At 63.8% G+C, this 15,268-nt stretch carries 13 protein-coding genes and 1 pseudogene; 7 read left to right on the forward strand and 7 right to left on the reverse strand.

What is annotated here, in order from left to right; genetic code table 11:
* Positions 1-1,623 carry an acyl-CoA synthetase gene (locus GY791_04770; protein ID MCP4327734.1) on the reverse strand — a complete coding sequence of 541 codons (1,623 nt, stop codon included), beginning with the start codon at positions 1,621-1,623 and terminating at the stop codon, positions 1-3.
* A 136-nt stretch (positions 1,624-1,759) separates the two neighbouring features.
* Here GY791_04770 and GY791_04775 point away from each other — a divergent pair, with 136 nt between their 5' ends.
* Positions 1,760-2,527 carry an SDR family oxidoreductase gene (locus GY791_04775; GenBank protein MCP4327735.1) on the forward strand — a complete coding sequence of 256 codons (768 nt, stop codon included), beginning with the start codon at positions 1,760-1,762 and terminating at the stop codon, positions 2,525-2,527.
* Positions 2,528-2,577: 50 nt separating this feature from the next.
* Positions 2,578-3,021 carry a cupin domain-containing protein gene (locus GY791_04780; GenBank protein ID MCP4327736.1) on the forward strand — a complete coding sequence of 148 codons (444 nt, stop codon included), beginning with the start codon at positions 2,578-2,580 and terminating at the stop codon, positions 3,019-3,021.
* A 62-nt stretch (positions 3,022-3,083) separates the two neighbouring features.
* On the opposite strand, the gene GY791_04785 is transcribed toward GY791_04780, so the two are convergent.
* Entirely contained in the window at positions 3,084-3,812 is a 729-nt protein-coding gene (locus tag GY791_04785) for a DUF1013 domain-containing protein (GenBank protein ID MCP4327737.1), read from the reverse strand.
* 138 nt (positions 3,813-3,950) lie between these two features.
* Positions 3,951-5,282 (reverse strand): annotated as a pseudogene (locus tag GY791_04790) (adenylate/guanylate cyclase domain-containing protein).
* Between the two features lie 164 nt (positions 5,283-5,446).
* Here GY791_04790 and GY791_04795 point away from each other — a divergent pair.
* Positions 5,447-7,042 (forward strand): thiamine pyrophosphate-binding protein, encoded by a 1,596-nt coding sequence (locus GY791_04795; GenBank protein ID MCP4327738.1) that lies wholly within the window; start codon positions 5,447-5,449, stop codon positions 7,040-7,042.
* 49 nt (positions 7,043-7,091) lie between these two features.
* Here the strand turns inward: GY791_04795 and GY791_04800 are convergent, their stop codons facing one another.
* Both GY791_04800 and GY791_04805 read right to left on the reverse strand, forming a co-directional pair.
* A complete protein-coding gene (locus GY791_04800) occupies positions 7,092-7,373 on the reverse strand; it encodes a DUF3303 domain-containing protein (GenBank protein ID MCP4327739.1) in 282 nt (93 codons plus the stop codon).
* Positions 7,374-7,409: 36 nt separating this feature from the next.
* Positions 7,410-8,411: an NAD(P)H-quinone oxidoreductase gene (locus GY791_04805; GenBank protein MCP4327740.1), complete on the reverse strand. Its 1,002-nt coding sequence runs from the start codon at positions 8,409-8,411 to the stop codon at positions 7,410-7,412.
* Positions 8,412-8,504: 93 nt separating this feature from the next.
* On the opposite strand from GY791_04805, the gene GY791_04810 reads away from it, so the two are divergent.
* Entirely contained in the window at positions 8,505-8,687 is a 183-nt protein-coding gene (locus GY791_04810; protein MCP4327741.1) for a DUF1192 domain-containing protein, read from the forward strand.
* A gap of 70 nt (positions 8,688-8,757) precedes the next feature.
* Positions 8,758-9,540, forward strand: a complete 783-nt coding sequence (locus GY791_04815) for a 3-hydroxybutyrate dehydrogenase (protein MCP4327742.1) — start codon at positions 8,758-8,760, stop codon at positions 9,538-9,540.
* 427 nt (positions 9,541-9,967) lie between these two features.
* Here the strand turns inward: GY791_04815 and GY791_04820 are convergent, their stop codons facing one another.
* Positions 9,968-10,765, reverse strand: a complete 798-nt coding sequence (locus tag GY791_04820) for a DUF1194 domain-containing protein (GenBank protein MCP4327743.1) — start codon at positions 10,763-10,765, stop codon at positions 9,968-9,970.
* 146 nt (positions 10,766-10,911) lie between these two features.
* Between GY791_04820 and GY791_04825 the strand changes: the two genes are divergently transcribed.
* A complete protein-coding gene (locus GY791_04825; GenBank protein MCP4327744.1) occupies positions 10,912-12,207 on the forward strand; it encodes an O-acetylhomoserine aminocarboxypropyltransferase in 1,296 nt (431 codons plus the stop codon).
* Between the two features lie 7 nt (positions 12,208-12,214).
* Entirely contained in the window at positions 12,215-13,003 is a 789-nt protein-coding gene (locus tag GY791_04830; GenBank protein ID MCP4327745.1) for an alpha/beta hydrolase, read from the forward strand.
* A gap of 14 nt (positions 13,004-13,017) precedes the next feature.
* On the opposite strand, the gene GY791_04835 is transcribed toward GY791_04830, so the two are convergent.
* Positions 13,018-15,072 (reverse strand): hypothetical protein, encoded by a 2,055-nt coding sequence (locus GY791_04835; GenBank protein ID MCP4327746.1) that lies wholly within the window; start codon positions 15,070-15,072, stop codon positions 13,018-13,020.
* Positions 15,073-15,268 lie beyond the last annotated feature (196 nt).

The following is a 15,268-nucleotide window of genomic DNA, read 5'->3' on the forward strand; positions in this document are numbered from 1 at the left end:
TTACAGCGCGGCCGCGCGGTCGCGGAGGACGAACTTCTGGACCTTGCCGGTCGAGGTCTTTGGCAGGTCGGCGAAGACGACCGTCTTGGGGCATTTGAAATGGGCCAGGTTGTCGCGGCAGAACGCGATGATGTCCTCGGCGGTCGCCGCTTCGCCGTCTTTCAGGGTGACGAAAGCGCAGGGTGTTTCCCCCCATTTCTCGTCGGGTCTTGCCACCACCGCCGCTTCGAGCACCGCCGGGTGGCGAAAGAGTACGCCCTCGACCTCGATCGTCGAGATGTTCTCGCCGCCGGAAATGATGATGTCCTTCGACCGGTCCTTGAGTTCGATATATCCGTCGGGATGCATCACGCCGAGATCGCCCGAATGGAACCAGTCGCCGGCGAAAGCTTCCTCGGTCGCCCGTGGGTTCTTGAGGTAGCCCTTCATCACGATGTGGCCCTTCATCATCACTTCGCCCATGGTCTCGCCATCCCACGGCACCGGCGCCAGGGTCTCGGCGTCGGCGACGGTCAACGCCTCGAGCATCGGATAGCGCACCCCCTGGCGCGACTTTACGCGGGCCCGTTCGGCGGCCGGCAGCCGATCCCATTCGTCATGCCAGGCACAGACCACGGCCGGTCCATAAACCTCCGTCAGGCCGTAGACATGGGTGACGCGGATGCCCATCTCCTCCATCCGCTCGAGCACTGCCGGAGGCGGTGGCGCCGCCGCCGTCATGAATTCCACTTGCTGAGAGAAATCCCGCCGCTCGGCCTCGGTCGCATTAATCAGCATACCGAGGACGACGGGCGCGCCGCAGAGGTGGGACACGCGGTGATCCGCGAACGCCGCGAACATGGTCTTCGCCTCGACCCGGCGCAGGCAGACATGGGTACCGGCCATCGCCGTGATCGTCCACGGGAAGCACCAGCCGTTGCAATGGAACATCGGCAGCGTCCACAGATAGATCGGGTGGTGGGGTAGGGCCCAGACCATGATGTTGCTGACCGCATTGAGATAGGCGCCGCGATGGTGATAGACGACGCCTTTCGGGTTTCCCGTGGTGCCCGACGTGTAGTTGAGGGCGATCGCGTCCCATTCGTCAGCGGGCAACGACCAGTGGTAATCGGCGTCGCCCTCGTCGAGGAAGGCCTCGTAGTCCTTTTCGCCGAGCAGGTCGCCGCCCACCGCCGCCGGATCGTCGATGTCGATGATCAGGATGTCGCGTTCGACCTTTGCCATCGCCTCGGCGATGATCGGCGAGAACTCGCGATCGGTGATGAGCACCTTCGCTTCGCCGTGATCGAGGATGAAGCCGATGGTCTCCGCGTCCAATCGGCAGTTGAGCGCATTGAGCACGGCACCGGTCATCGGGACGCCGAAATGGGCCTCGAATATCTCCGGTATATTGGGCGCCATAACGGAGACGGTGTCGCCTTTTCCGATACCGCGCCGGGACAGCGCCGAGGCCAGCCGCCGGCAGCGGTCATAGGTCTCACGCCAAGTGAAGCGCCGTTCGCCATGGATGACCGAGGTCCGATCCGGGTAGACCGCCGCCGCCCGTTCGAGAAAGGTTAGCGGCGACATCGATGCGTAGTTGGCGGCGTTCTTGCCGAGGTCCTGGTCGTAGATTTTGGTCATGCCGCCTCACCGCACGGTTTGGGTCGTTCCTCGACCCATTATAGAAAATTTCTCCGCTTTGCCATCGTTCGGCTTGGCAACGCCCGATCAATGCGGGTATCCCTGTGTTTGAGATCTTTCGGCGCGGGAGGAAAGCATGCGGCTCAAGGACAAAGTGGCGGTTATCACCGGCGGCGCCGACGGGATCGGGCTGGCCTGCGCCGAGCGGTTTGTCGCCGAGGGCGCCAAGGTGGTATTGGGCGACATCAACGAAGAGAAGGGCGCCGCCGCCGCCGCCCGGCTGGAGAACACGATCTTCAAGCGCTGCGACGTATCGCGGAAAAGCGATGTCGAAGCCCTGATCGCCGCCGCCGTCGAGGCCTTCGGAAGGATCGATATTTGTGTCAGCAACGCGGGGACGATCCACACCGCGGATTTCCTGGATATCGAGGAAGCCGATTTCGACCGCGTCATCGCGGTCAATCTCAAAGGCGTGTTCCTGTCCGGACAAGCCGCCGCGCGGCAGATGGTGGTGCAAGGCCATGGCGGAGTCATTATCAACATGTCGTCGGTGAACGCCGAGCTGGCGATCCCCAATCAGGTGCCCTACGTGACCAGCAAGGGCGGGGTCCGGCAGCTGACCAAAGTAATGTCGCTGTCGCTGCTGCCGCACGGTATTCGGGTTAACGCCATCGGCCCGGGCAGCATTCGTACGGAAATCCTCAAGAACGTCATGACCGACAAGGCGGCACGCGACAAGATCATGTCGCGCACGCCGATGGGTCGAGTCGGTGAGCCCGAGGAGATCGCGTCGGTCGCGCTGTTCCTGGCGAGCGACGATTCGAGTTACTTGAGCGGACAGACGATCTATCCAGACGGTGGTCGCATGGGCCTCAACTACGTCGTCCCGGTGACGGAGGGATAGAATTATCTGGGGTCGATCGGCGGGCGCGATCGATCTACGGCACCAAGGCAATGACGGGAGGCTTGGACGTGACCGATTCTGAAACGCACGGCTCACCAGCAAGCGGCCCGGTGCCGCCGGGATTCTCGGTCAGTCACGCCAAGGACACGCCCTTCGTTTCGGGCGGCCTGCGCGCCTTCTTCGAGTATCGCGACTTGGCGATCAAGGGCGCGACGACGGGTCGATTCGGGGCCCACGTCATTCGGGCACGGGCGGGGACCGAGGCGGTGCCGCAATGGCATACCCACGACGTCGAATTTCAAATGGTCTACGTTACCCGCGGCTGGGTCGTGTTCGAATATGAGGGCGTTGGCGAGGTGCGGCTCGAACCCGGGTCATGCGTCCATCAGCCGCCCGGCATCCGCCATCGCGAACTCGCCCATAGCGATGACCTGGAACTGATCGAAATTACCCTGCCGGCCGAGTTCGAAACGACCACGTTGGATGACGTCTAGACGATTCCGAATCGACGAAACCCGAAAACGGCTCGGGTTCCGCCGACCGTCCGACGCGTCGCCTATGGTGCCGTGTCGTCGCCCTCCGCGGGAGCCGGGGCCTCGGCTTCCGGAGCCGGCGTCTCGGGTTCCGGAGCCGGAGCCTCGGGTTCCGGTGCGGCCTCGGATTCCGACGCGGCCTCGGGAGCCGCGACAGCCGGAGTGCTGGCCTTCGCCGACGCGGTCTCAGCCCGTCGCGCTTCCCGCTCCGCCTTGTTCTTCGCCCGCTCGAGCTTCTTGCGCGCCTGCATGATCACGCCTTCCAGCTCATCCATCGTGCATATGCCCAGTTCGACCGGGCTGCGTTGGCGGATGTTCGACGCATTCCAATGGGTGCGCTCGCGGACCGCGGTGATCGTGTTCTTCGTGGTCCCAATCAGCTTGCCGATTTGCGCGTCGGTGACCTCGGGGTAATTCTTCAGAATCCAGGCGATCGCATCGGGTTTGTCCTGACGTTTCGAGACCGGCGTGTAGCGGGCGCCCTTGGGCCTCGCCACCGGCTCCGGCAACCCGGTCTGCAACAGATTCATGTGGGCCTTCGAATTGGATTCGGCACGAACGATTTCATCGCGCGTCAGCTGACCGCTGGTGATCGGTGATAACGGTGTCACGGCGCCGGCATCGCCGTCGGCGATGGCCTGCACCTCGAGCAGGTGCAAGCCGCAGAATTCGGCGATCTGCTCGAAGGTCAGTGTCGTGTTATCGACCAGCCAAGCGGCGGTCGCCTTGGGCATCAACGGCAACTTCGCCATGTGTCCTCCGAATCATGGGACGCCGCGGCGTACGCGGCAAGGTGTCTGTTAGATTGCGCCGTTATATAGGGGATTATGCCGCGGTGCGAAAGCCTGCAAACGCCGTCAAAGAAAGCGTGCTGCCGCCGCCGACCCGCGCTACCGCATCGCGGCGCGGTAAAGCTGCCAGGGTTCGGGCACCCCTTTCAACTCATGAACACCCGCATCGTCGAAGGCGATTCCGGAGCCGGCAACCAGGTCTTTGACGGTCCGGGAAACCAAGATCTCATCGGCCCCGGCGATGGCGGAAACCCGGGCCGCGATATGCACCGCCAGACCGGCCAGGGTGTCCCCGGAAATCTCGCATTCACCGGTATGCAGCCCGACCCGAATATTGAGGCCAAGCCGGCCGACCACCTGGATTGCGGCGTTGGCGCACTGGATCGCGCGCGCCGGGCCATCGAAGGCCGCGACGAAGCCGTCGCCGGTCGTGTCGATTTCATGGCCATGAAAGGAGGCAAGCTCGGCGCGTACGGCCGCGTGATGGGCATTGAGCAGGTCGGTCCAGTCGAGATCGCCGGATTCGGCGGCTTTCCGCGTCGAGTCCACGATGTCGGTGAACATGATCGTGTACAGGGCGCGGTCGCTTATTGCCGGTGATGGCCGGGCCCCAGTGAGGAACTCCTCGACGCAGCGGAGGATCTCGTCCGATCCGTCGAGCCATGGCAGATGGTCGTCGGAATCGATCTCGCGGAATATGGCGCCCGGAATTTGGTCGGCCAGATAATGGCCGTGGCCGATCTCGAGCGCGCGGTCGCCCGTTGCATGGACGATCAGGGCGGGGATGCGAATCGTCGGCAGGACGTCGCGGATGTCGATCTCCATATTGGCCCTCGTCAGTGCTGAGGCGGAGGCCGGGCTCGCGCTCATGCGCAAGAAACGCGCCCACCACTGCCGGAACCGCTCGTCGTCGACATGGCTTGGCGCGCGTTCCTCGAGGGCGAAAGGCGTTCCCCACGATTTCTCGATCAAACCAATCCAGGCTTCGATTTCGGCGCGCTCCGGCCCATAAGGCTAGTGCGCCGTTCGCGTCCGCCGGGCATAGCTGCCGATCATGATGAGGCCGGTCGTGCGCTTGGGGTAGGTCGCGGCAAACAGAGCGCACATTGACCCGCCTTCCGAATATCCGAGCAACGCCGCCTGCTTCGAACCGACGGCGTCCATGACCGCGCGCACGTCATCCATGCGCTCCTCGAGCGTGGGCGTATCGGTGACCCGGTCCGACAGGCCGGTGCCCCGCTTGTCGAACAGGATCAGGCGCGAGAACGACGCCAGCCGGCGCAGAAACCGCTCCATGGTCGGCTCCTCCCAGAGGACGTCGATATTGGAGATCCAGCCGGGGACGAATACGAGGTCGATGGGGCCGTCACCCACGACCTGATAGGCGATATTGACAGAGCCACTGCGGGTGTATCTGGTTTCCGGGGTCACTATGGCCTCTAAAAAACGGCGGAACGAATGCGCGACCAAGCTCGATCGCAGTCTAGACCGGCTAAGCGGCGTCCGAAAGCCGTCCGTCCCAGGGCCGATGCTACGCAGCAGCCGAGCATCGACGTCGATATGATTGCTTGGTTCGGGTCGACGAACCAGCGGCGATGACGGTCACGACAAAGACGCTGGCCGAAGGGATCGCCGATCGCCTCGCCGATACGTGCGTTGGTCGTATCTTCGGCATTCCGGGCGGCGGATCGAGCCTCGATCTCATCGACGCGGCGGCGGCGCGCGGGATCGATTTCGTTCTTACTCGAACCGAGACCGCGGCGGCGTTGATGGCCGCGGTGACCGGCGAACTGACCGGGACGCCAGGTGTCGCGCTGGCGGGGATCGGCCCCGGGGCGGCCAGTATCGTCAACGGCGTGGCCTATGCCCAGCTCGAACGGTCGCCGCTGATCCTGTTCACCGATGGTCCGGCATCCTCGCAGCATCAGGCGTTCGATCAGAATGCCTTGTTTCGGCCGGTGACCAAGGCGCAGGGGCGGCTCCGTCCGGCGACCGGCCTAGCCGATCTCGCAGTCGGTATTCAGGCGACGTTGACGCCGCCCTTCGGACCGGTGCAGTTCAATCTCAGCGCCGAAGACGCGGTTGCCCCCGTTTCGGACCCCGCCGATGGTGAGGCGCGCCCGCCGCGTCCGCCGCCCGCGGTCGAGATTCCCCCCGATGCCGTCGAATTGCTCCACAATGCGCGTCGGCCGGTGGTCATCGGCGGGCTCGAAGCGCGCTATGGCCGGAATCCGGCCGCTCTGCGGCGGTTGGCGGAAGCGCTCGCATGCCCGGTGTTCTTGACCTACAAGGCCAAAGGCGTCATCGCCGATTCGTCGCCGTGGCTGGTCGGGCTGTTCACCGGCGCGGAGGCCGAGGCCGAAAGCCTGGACCGAGCCGATCTGATCCTGTGCTTCGGTCTCGATCCGGTCGAAATTATTCCCCGACCGTGGCGCTACCGCGCGGCGGTTCTCGATCTGCGCCTGTGTCCGGAACCGGTATTGCCGATGGAACCTGCAGGCCGCATTATCGGCGACTTGAGTTCGATCGCCGATGAATTGATCGGGCTCGTCGAGAGGTCCGAGTGGTCGGTTGCGGAGGTCGCCGCGCTCCGCCGAGGCATGCGGGACCGGCTCGCTCTCGACGGTGTCGGTCATACCGCCCAGTCGGTCGCCGAGACGGTTTGCGCCGGTGCGCCGCGCGGGTGTCGGGCGACAATCGATTCGGGTGCCCATATGTTCAGCGTCATGTCCTGCTGGCAGGCCGAAGCGCCTTACGGAGTCCTCAAATCGAACGGGCTTTCGACGATGGGCTACGCGCTGCCGGCGGCGATCGCCTCAGCGCTGGCGGAGCCCGACCGCCGGACGGTTGCGATCACCGGCGACGGCGGACTGATGATGTGTCTGGGCGAGATGGCGACCGCCATCGAACGCGGCTGTCGCGTCACGGTCGTCGTGCTCAACGACGCGGCGTTGTCGCTGATCGACATCAAGCAGCAGCGCCAACAACGGCAGAGCCGGGGCGTGCGGTACCCATGCGTGGACTTCGCTGCCGCCGCCCGGGCGCTAGGCTGTCCGGCGTGGCGCGTCGCCGCGGAGGATTCGCTCGAGCCGGTGCTGGCGGAAGCCTTTGCGATCGACGGGCCGGCGCTGATCGACATCGTGACCGACCCCAGCGGCTACGGCGATCAATTGGTGAATCTTCGCGGTTGAATGAGCGGTCAAGTCTTGGCCGTCACAGCGACCCGGCGGCGGGCCGGTCCTATGCAGGATTATCCTCAGCAACCACTTTCAAGAGGCTCTCGACATCCATGATCGGCGTGATGTGATTGACATTTAAATCGGTCCATTGATGGAACAGTTTGGTCACCGACGCCGCGTCCGCCGCCTCGAATATTACCCATCCCTCGAGTTGGGTGACCGACAGCCATGACCCCAGGATTTTGACGTCCGCCGGCTGCCCGATCATCATCTCCTGCAGTCGCCTCAGATTCTCGTCGCGATGTTCGGGTTCGATCAAGCAATGCAGTATGAACATCATCATCGTTCTCCGTGCTGTCCGTTCTCGATCACGGGTATCCTAGACCGTCAGGATGATCTTGCCGATATGGGCGCTCGAATCCATCAGCGCATGCGCCGCCGCGGCTTCGGCGAGGGGATAGGTCGCGTGGACGACCGGACCGATTTGCCCGGAATCGAGGAGCGGCCACACGTTGTCCTCGAGCGCCGCGGCGATGGCGGCTTTCTGGGCGATGGAGCGCGGCCGCAGGGTCGAGCCGGTTATGGTCAATCGCTTCATCATCATCGGGCCGAAATTGACTTCGGCCTTGGCGCCGCGGAGGAAGGCGATTTGCACCAGACGCCCTTCGACGGCGAGCGCGCTGATGTTGCGCTGGATGTAATCGCCGCCGACCATGTCGAGGATAAGATCGACTCCCTTGTCATCGGTGAGGCCGCGGACGACCTCGACGAAGTCTTCGTCGCGATAGTTGATGCCCCGCTCGGCGCCGAGCTCCTCGCAGGCGCGACACTTGTCGGCCGAGCCGGCGGTGGCGAAGACGCGGGCGCCGAAGGCATTGGCCAATTGAATTGCGGTGGTGCCGATTCCGCTCGACCCGCCATGCACCAGAAAGGCTTCGCCGGGGACCAGCCGGCCGCGTTCGAACACATTGGTCCACACGGTGAAATAGGTCTCCGGCACTGCCGCCGCGCGAATCGGATCGTAGCCGGTGGGGAAGGGGAGGCATTGCAGCGCCGGGGCGACGCAGTATTCGGCGTAGCCGCCGCCGGCGACCAGGGCGCATACCTGATCGTCGACTTTCCACCGATCGTTGTTGTCGCCGACAGCGACGATGGTGCCCGCAACCTCGAGCCCGGGAATGTCCGTGGCGCCCGGCGGCGGCGCATAATTTCCCTCGCGTTGCAGCACGTCGGGTCGATTGACTCCGGCCGCCGCCACCTTGATCAAGACCTCGTTGTCGCCGGGGACCGGGAGATCCCGCGCGCCCGCCACCAGGACGTCCGGTCCGCCGGGCTCGGTGATTTCGATCGCGGTCATCATGTCGGGCAGGGCGGATGTCATAGGCGGCTCTTTTCGTGTGCGCGTGTGGACGGTGTTGCAGGTCTAGTCTCTCCGCGCCAGACTGACAACCCCCGCACCGACGAGGTATGGATCATGGAGCCGGACGACCTGGAACCGCAGAAACAAGCGAAGCCCAAAAAGAACCTGGATCCGATGTCGATCGACGAATTGGAGGGCTATATCGCGGAACTCGAGACCGAGATCGAACGCGTCAGGGGCGACATTCGAAAGAAGCAGGCGCACCGCGCCGGCGCCGATGCGTTTTTCAAGAAGTAGCTTGGCCGGGTAGCCCGTTCGCCGGTGGTCGGCGACAAGGAACTGAATTTAGAAGCGAAGGAGTTGTCGGGTGTTGAAGGGAAAATCCGCGTTGATTACCGGGTCGACCAGTGGAATCGGATTGGCGATCGCGACCGCGCTTGCCCGAGACGGTTGCAACGTGATGTTGAACGGGCTGGCGGACGCCGCCGAGATGGCGGATATCGCGGCCGGGCTGACGCGCGACCACGGCGTCAAAGCCGCTTTCAACGATGCCGATATGAGCAAGCCGGACGAGGTCGCCGCGCTGGTCGGCGCGACCGCCGAGGAATTGGGTGGGGTCGATATCCTGGTCAATAACGCGGGGATTCAGCATACCGCGCCGGTGCATGAATTCCCGACCGAGATGTGGGACGCCATCATCGCGATCAATCTGTCGGCGGTGTTCCATGCGATACGCGCGGCGCTTCCCCCCATGCGGGAAAGAGGCTGGGGTCGCGTGGTGAACACAGCATCGGTCCACGGTCTGGTGGCATCGGTCAACAAGGCCGCCTACGTCGCGGCAAAGCATGGAATCGTCGGCCTGACCAAATCCGTCGCTCTCGAGAACGCCGGCACCGGCGTTACCTGCAACGCGGTCTGTCCGGGCTGGGTGAGGACGGAATTGATCGAGCGGCAGATTGCGGCGCGGGCGGCCGAGCAGGGCATCGAGATTGAGGCCGGTGCCCGCGACATTCTGCAGGAAAAACAGCCGTCCCAGCAGTTCGTGACCGTCGAACAGGTCGCCGGGCTGGTCGTGTTCCTGTGCAGCGATGCCGCCGCCCAGATTACCGGCGTGGCGGTCCCCATCGATGGCGGATGGACGGCGCAGTAACGATTTCACGGGATCCAGGCCAGGATCTACCCGGTCCCTGACGGCGGCGCGCCGTATCGATTCCGAATTTTTGGCTTAAAATCAGGCGTTTGGCGTGATTTTGACGCGGGTTGGCCGTTGCCGCGCTCATCGAACGTTAACCTTTGGCAGGTATCGTGACGGTGCCGGTTCGAGGCCCGATTTGGCTAAAATATTGCTATAATTTCAATCAATTATCAGAATAATACAGAATAAAATTCCTTAAAATGTGGCTAGACATGGTTAATTCATTAACTTTATGTTAACGTTTAGCCGTTAGGGTGGCAATTGCGGGGAGAACACCACTACCGGCAACCCGGACGACATCCAACCCTCGTTGACGCCTCCCTGTGATCCTTGGAGCCGCCCTGACCCCGGCGGCTCCAAGTCTTTCTGGGTTCCGAAAAATCTAATTACCTGATTTTAAAGAATTTTCTCGATTAGGCGTCGGCGCCGCGAGGACGCCGGACGCGGTCTGAGTGGGACCGTTCAGCGGGCCGATTGCGACCGGCGGGCCGGCGATTTCGCGCACCAATTTGTGCAGGATCGCCTTGGCGAAATCGAAATAATCGTCGGCGCGAACGACGAATGCGGCGTGGCCGCCGATGACATTGTTGATGTAGTAGTCGTCGAGCCGGAAATTGTCGTTGAGGATCGTCAATCCGTTGATCGTGATGCCTTTGGCAACGGCGATGTCGCGGAAATCACCGGGTTGCGCGCCCTGATTGGCGGAGCCGTCGCCCGAGACGTCGATCGCCAGCCGCGCGGCATCGTAGTCGTTGATCTCGAGTTGGCGGGTGGCGAATTGGAGCGCGCCGGCGATCGCCGTGCTGCCGCCGTTGCCGTAGCGGGCGACGCCATCGATCTCGGTGGCGAAGACGGCGGCGCCGGCGGCGTCATTGATATGCATCCAGTCGATCGACAGTTCCTGGTTGTACCAATCCGACCATTGAATCAGCGACACCGCGATCCCGTTGGGGCCGGCGAGCTCGATCGCGTCGAGAACCGCGGGGTCGCGAAACGCCTGGGCGAGCCCCTTCATTTGTAAGTGAAATTCCTGAAGGTCGACACTCGACGACACGTCGACGGCCAGGACCAGCTCCAGGTCGACCAGCTTGCGGGCACTATTTTCGGTCTGAGCCGGTGCATGGCTTGCGGCCAAGAGCACACCGAGCGCGATGAGCGGAAGGAGCGGTCGCGGTCCCATCGGCCCACTCTAGCTTGAATCGGGCCGGCAGCCCAACCCGTCGCTGGTCGTTCATGCGGGTGTCGGAGTGTGCAATCCGGAATTCGCCTGCTATAAGGTGGCGCGCCCGGAACCGGGGCGTTTCCATCACTAACGGCGGACAGGAAATGGTCGAGCCCAACTACCTGAAATTCGACACCTTGAGCCTTCACGCGGGGCAGCATCCGGACCCCGATTTTGGCGCCCGCGCGGTGCCGATCTTTCAGACCACCAGCTATTTGTTTCCGGACACCGAATACGCCGCCTCGCTGTTCAATCTCGAACGCGCCGGCCACATCTATTCGCGCATTTCGAACCCGACCGTGGCGGTTCTCGAGGAACGACTGGCCGCGCTCGAAGGCGGCGTCGGCGCGGTCTGCACGGCCAGCGGCCAAGCGGCACTCCATCTCGGCGTCGCCACGCTGATGGGCGCGGGCGACCACATCGTCGCCTCGTCGTCCCTCTACGGCGGCAGCCACAACATGTTCACCCATACGCTGCCGCGCTTCGGCATCACCACCAGCTTCGTCGAACCGCGCGACACCGATGGGTTCGCCGCCGCGATCCGCCCGGAAACGCGCCTCGTCTTCGGCGAGACCCTGGGCAACCCGGGCCTCGAGATCATCGATCTCGAAGCGGTGACGGCGATCGCCCATGCGGCCGGCGTTCCGGTCATGGTCGACAACACCTTCGCGACCCCCTATCTGTGCCGGCCGTTCGACTACGGCGTCGATATCGTCATGCATTCGGCGACCAAGTTCATCGGCGGGCACGGCATCGCCATCGGCGGCGTCCTCATCGACAGCGGCAACTTCGATTGGGAAGGTTCGGGCCGATTCCCGACCCTCACCGAGCCCTATGCCGGCTACCATGGACTCGACTTCGCCGAGGAATTCGGACCCGCCGCCATGATCATGCGCGCCCGCGCCGAAGGGCTGCGCGATTTCGGCGCCTGCATGAGCCCGGCCAACGCCTTCTATTTGCTGCAAGGCGTCGAGACCCTGCCGCTCCGCGTCCAGCGCCATGTCGAGAATACCCGCAAGATCATCGAGTTCCTGATGAATGCGCCGGAGGTGGCATGGGTCAGCTATCCAGAGCTGCCCGATCATCCCGATCACGAGCGGGCCAAGCACTATTTGCCCAAGGGATCGGGAGCGGTCTTCAGCTTCGGCATCAAGGGGGGACGCACGGCGGGCCGTAAGTTCATCGAGGCGCTGCGCCTGTTTTCCCATCTCGCCAATGTCGGCGACGCCAAGTCCCTGGTCATCCACCCGGCGAGCACCACCCATCAGCAAATGGATGCCGACGCGCTCGCCGCCGCGGGTATCGGCGAAGAGCTGGTTCGTCTGTCGGTTGGCCTCGAAGACGCCGACGATTTGGTCGACGATTTGCGCCAGGCCCTGCGCGCGTCCCAGAAGGCCTAGGACCGGCATGGAGATCGCCGTCAACGACCGCCGCGTCTATGCCCACACCGGTGGACGCCCGTTCGACCCCGCCCAGCCGGCGCTGGTCCTGGTCCACGGCGCCGGCATGGATCACACGGTGTGGTCGCTGCAGACCCGCTACTTCGCCCACCATGGCCGCAGCGTACTGGCGGTCGACCTGCCCGGCCACGGGCGGTCGGAAGGGCCACCGCTGGCATCGGTCGAGGCGGTGGCCGACTGGATCGCCGAGCTGGTCGCGGCGGCCGGGTGTGAGCGCGCGGCGCTCGCCGGCCATTCGCTCGGCGCCCTGGCGTCACTGGAATGCGCGGCGCGGCATCCCGAACGGGTGCGCGCCCTGGCATTGCTCGGCTGCACGGCGGCGATGCCGGTTCACCCCGATTTGTTGAACGCGGCCCAGACCGGCGATCACCTGGCCATGGACCTGGTGACGGACTGGGGCTTCGGCCGGCCGGCCCACGTCGGCGGCCATCGCGCGCCGGGCATGTGGATGACAGGTGGCGGACTGCGCCTGCTCGAAGAAGGTCCGAGCGGTGTCTTGGGCGTCGACATGGCCGCGGCCAATGCCTATCAGGGCGGCCTCGAGGCGGCGCGCGCGGTGCCCTGCCCGACTCTGCTGATCGGCGGCGCCGAAGACCGCATGACCCCGGTCAAGGCCGGCCGCAAATTGGCCGAGGCCATCGCCGGCGCCGAGATGGTCGTGCTGCCCCGGGCCGGGCATATGATGATGGTCGAGGCCCCCGACGCCACCCTCGACGCCATGGACGGGTTTCTATAGGCGTTGCGGGCAGGTCAGTCGCGCGTCAACCGCCATCGAAGGCTGAGGATGAAGAAGGCCAGCGCCGCCAAAGCGGCGATGGACTGCAGGGTGCCGACAAGTATGAACACCCAGCGCGCTTGGTTCCATGCAACGGCCAAGCCCGGCGGCGGATCGTAGGTCGGCGACCAAATCCAGAACGGGCGCAGAAATTGATCGGCGGCGTAGAAGAATGCCGCGCCGGCCGCGGAAGCGCCATAGGCGCTGAGGACCAAGGAATAGATGAGCCACGGCAACAGCGCGGCCATGACGAATAGCACCACCGGGCGCGCCAGGCTCTGTCCGTAGTTCGATCCCAGCTTGTAGAGATAGGAACGGATCCATCGGAAGCCGGTCGCCGCGCCGGAACGACGCATGGCGTCCTGCTGATAGCCGAAGAATCGTCGCTGTTCCCGCCGATTGCCGACCCTCTCCATGGTGTCCTGCAATATCTGGTAGGCGGCGGCATCGACGTCCGCGGTTCCTTTGCGGTTTCCGAAATGCGCACCCTGGAAGGTGGTGCCCTCGGGCAGGGCGGCGCCGAAAAATTCGGGTGCGACGTGAAATCTGCTGCCATGGAAATCCGCCGCGCCAAGAAAGCGGCGCCCGCGGAATATCGCCCGTCCCTTGAACGTCGTCGTTCTGAAAGATGCGTCGCGGAGGGCCATGGAATCTCCAGCGTCGGTTTCCAGGCCGGCGGACAGATCGCAATCGCCCTCGAAGGTCGCTCGGTCGAAACGCAGGTCGGCGGCGAACGCCGCGCCGGCGAAAGAGGCCGGGCCGAGAAAAACGGAATCGGCGAGGCCGAGTTGGCGGCCGAACTTGCAATCGACAAACCCCGCACCTGGACCGAATGAGCATAGTGTCCACCGGCATCGGTCGCCGAAAATGTCGGCCGTGAAATTCGCGTCGGGACCGAATTGACAGGCCTCGAACTGGAGCTCATCACCGAACCGGCTGTCGTCGAAGGTCACGCCGGCGCCGAATGCGCAGGTCTTGAACGTAACCTGTTTGCCGAAGTCATTCGATTGAAAGGAGACACCGTCACCGACGACAATGTTCCGAAATGCCGTCGTGTGACCGAACCGGGATTTGGCGATCCGCGAACCGTCCCCGACGCGCAAGCCCCGGAATAGCGAGCTGGGGCCGAATTCGCAGTCGGTCAAGGTGCAATTCGGCCCCAGGGACATCGGCGCATCCTTCGCGGCGCTGACCGCGGCACCATATTCGAAGCGGACGGCCGCGATTCGCGATCGCTCGCCGATTTCCAGGCCTGAAATGATTCCGGGACGGGCGATCGAGATTCGGTCGAATGCCGAATGCGGCCCGACCATGACCCCGCCGATATGGGCGAAACCGGCGATCGTCCAGTCTTCGAATCGCGTATTCGGTCCAAGCCGCAAGTCCGACAGGCGCAGTTTACCCTCGCAGTCGAGCGATCGGATAATCGTCGGTCCGGCGACCTGGGACCCGGCCACCTCGAGGCCGGAACAGGCACAGGATTCGATTGCCAGCGATTGGGCGAAATGGTTGCGATCGAGGCCGAGCCCGCCGCCGCTCCGGCAGTCGCTGATCGCCGCTGGGCCCTCGAACACGTTGCCGGCCAGCGTACAATTCTGGCCCAGCGCGGCGTCGCGGATCGCGAATTCCGATCGAAAGACCGATTCGGAAATCAGGGTCTCGCCGTCGAGGGTCGCGCCCTGCAATGAAAAACGGCGCGAGAAAATGGCATCATGGACCAGGAATTGGAGTTCGGCTTCGCCGTCGATCGTCACCGAAACGGGACATACGAGACCGGTCAGGTCGACGATGCGGCCCCGATTCCGCGCGTCAGCGATGTATCGGTCCAGAGCCGCCCCGAACTTCGCTTCCTCCGCGTCGGCCCAGTCCCCCTTTCTTGCACCGCGTCGGTCGGCGATATCGCTCGGAAGATGAAAGGCGCAGAACTGGTCGTTGCCGAGGTCCGGCGATACCGCAGCATTCGTGAACTGGCATCCGGGCGGCTGTTCGCCATAGGGCGCGGGGCGTTCGCAAGTGAACGTGCATGGCATCGGTTGCCGGTCTCTCCAGCCTATCAATTGTGACGAGTATAGTTGAAAAAGATTTGAATTCAACCAACTAAAAATTGTAAATTCAAACCAAGATAGAAATCCGCCATGGCCAGTTTGCGCATGGCTATAGCCGGGCTTCGACGGTCTTTGCTATTAAGACGCCGGCAGCGTTCGCCCTGTCCTTGAATACTGGAAA

Source organism: Alphaproteobacteria bacterium, from assembly GCA_024244705.1.
Taxonomy (GTDB): domain Bacteria; phylum Pseudomonadota; class Alphaproteobacteria; order JAAEOK01; family JAAEOK01; genus JAAEOK01.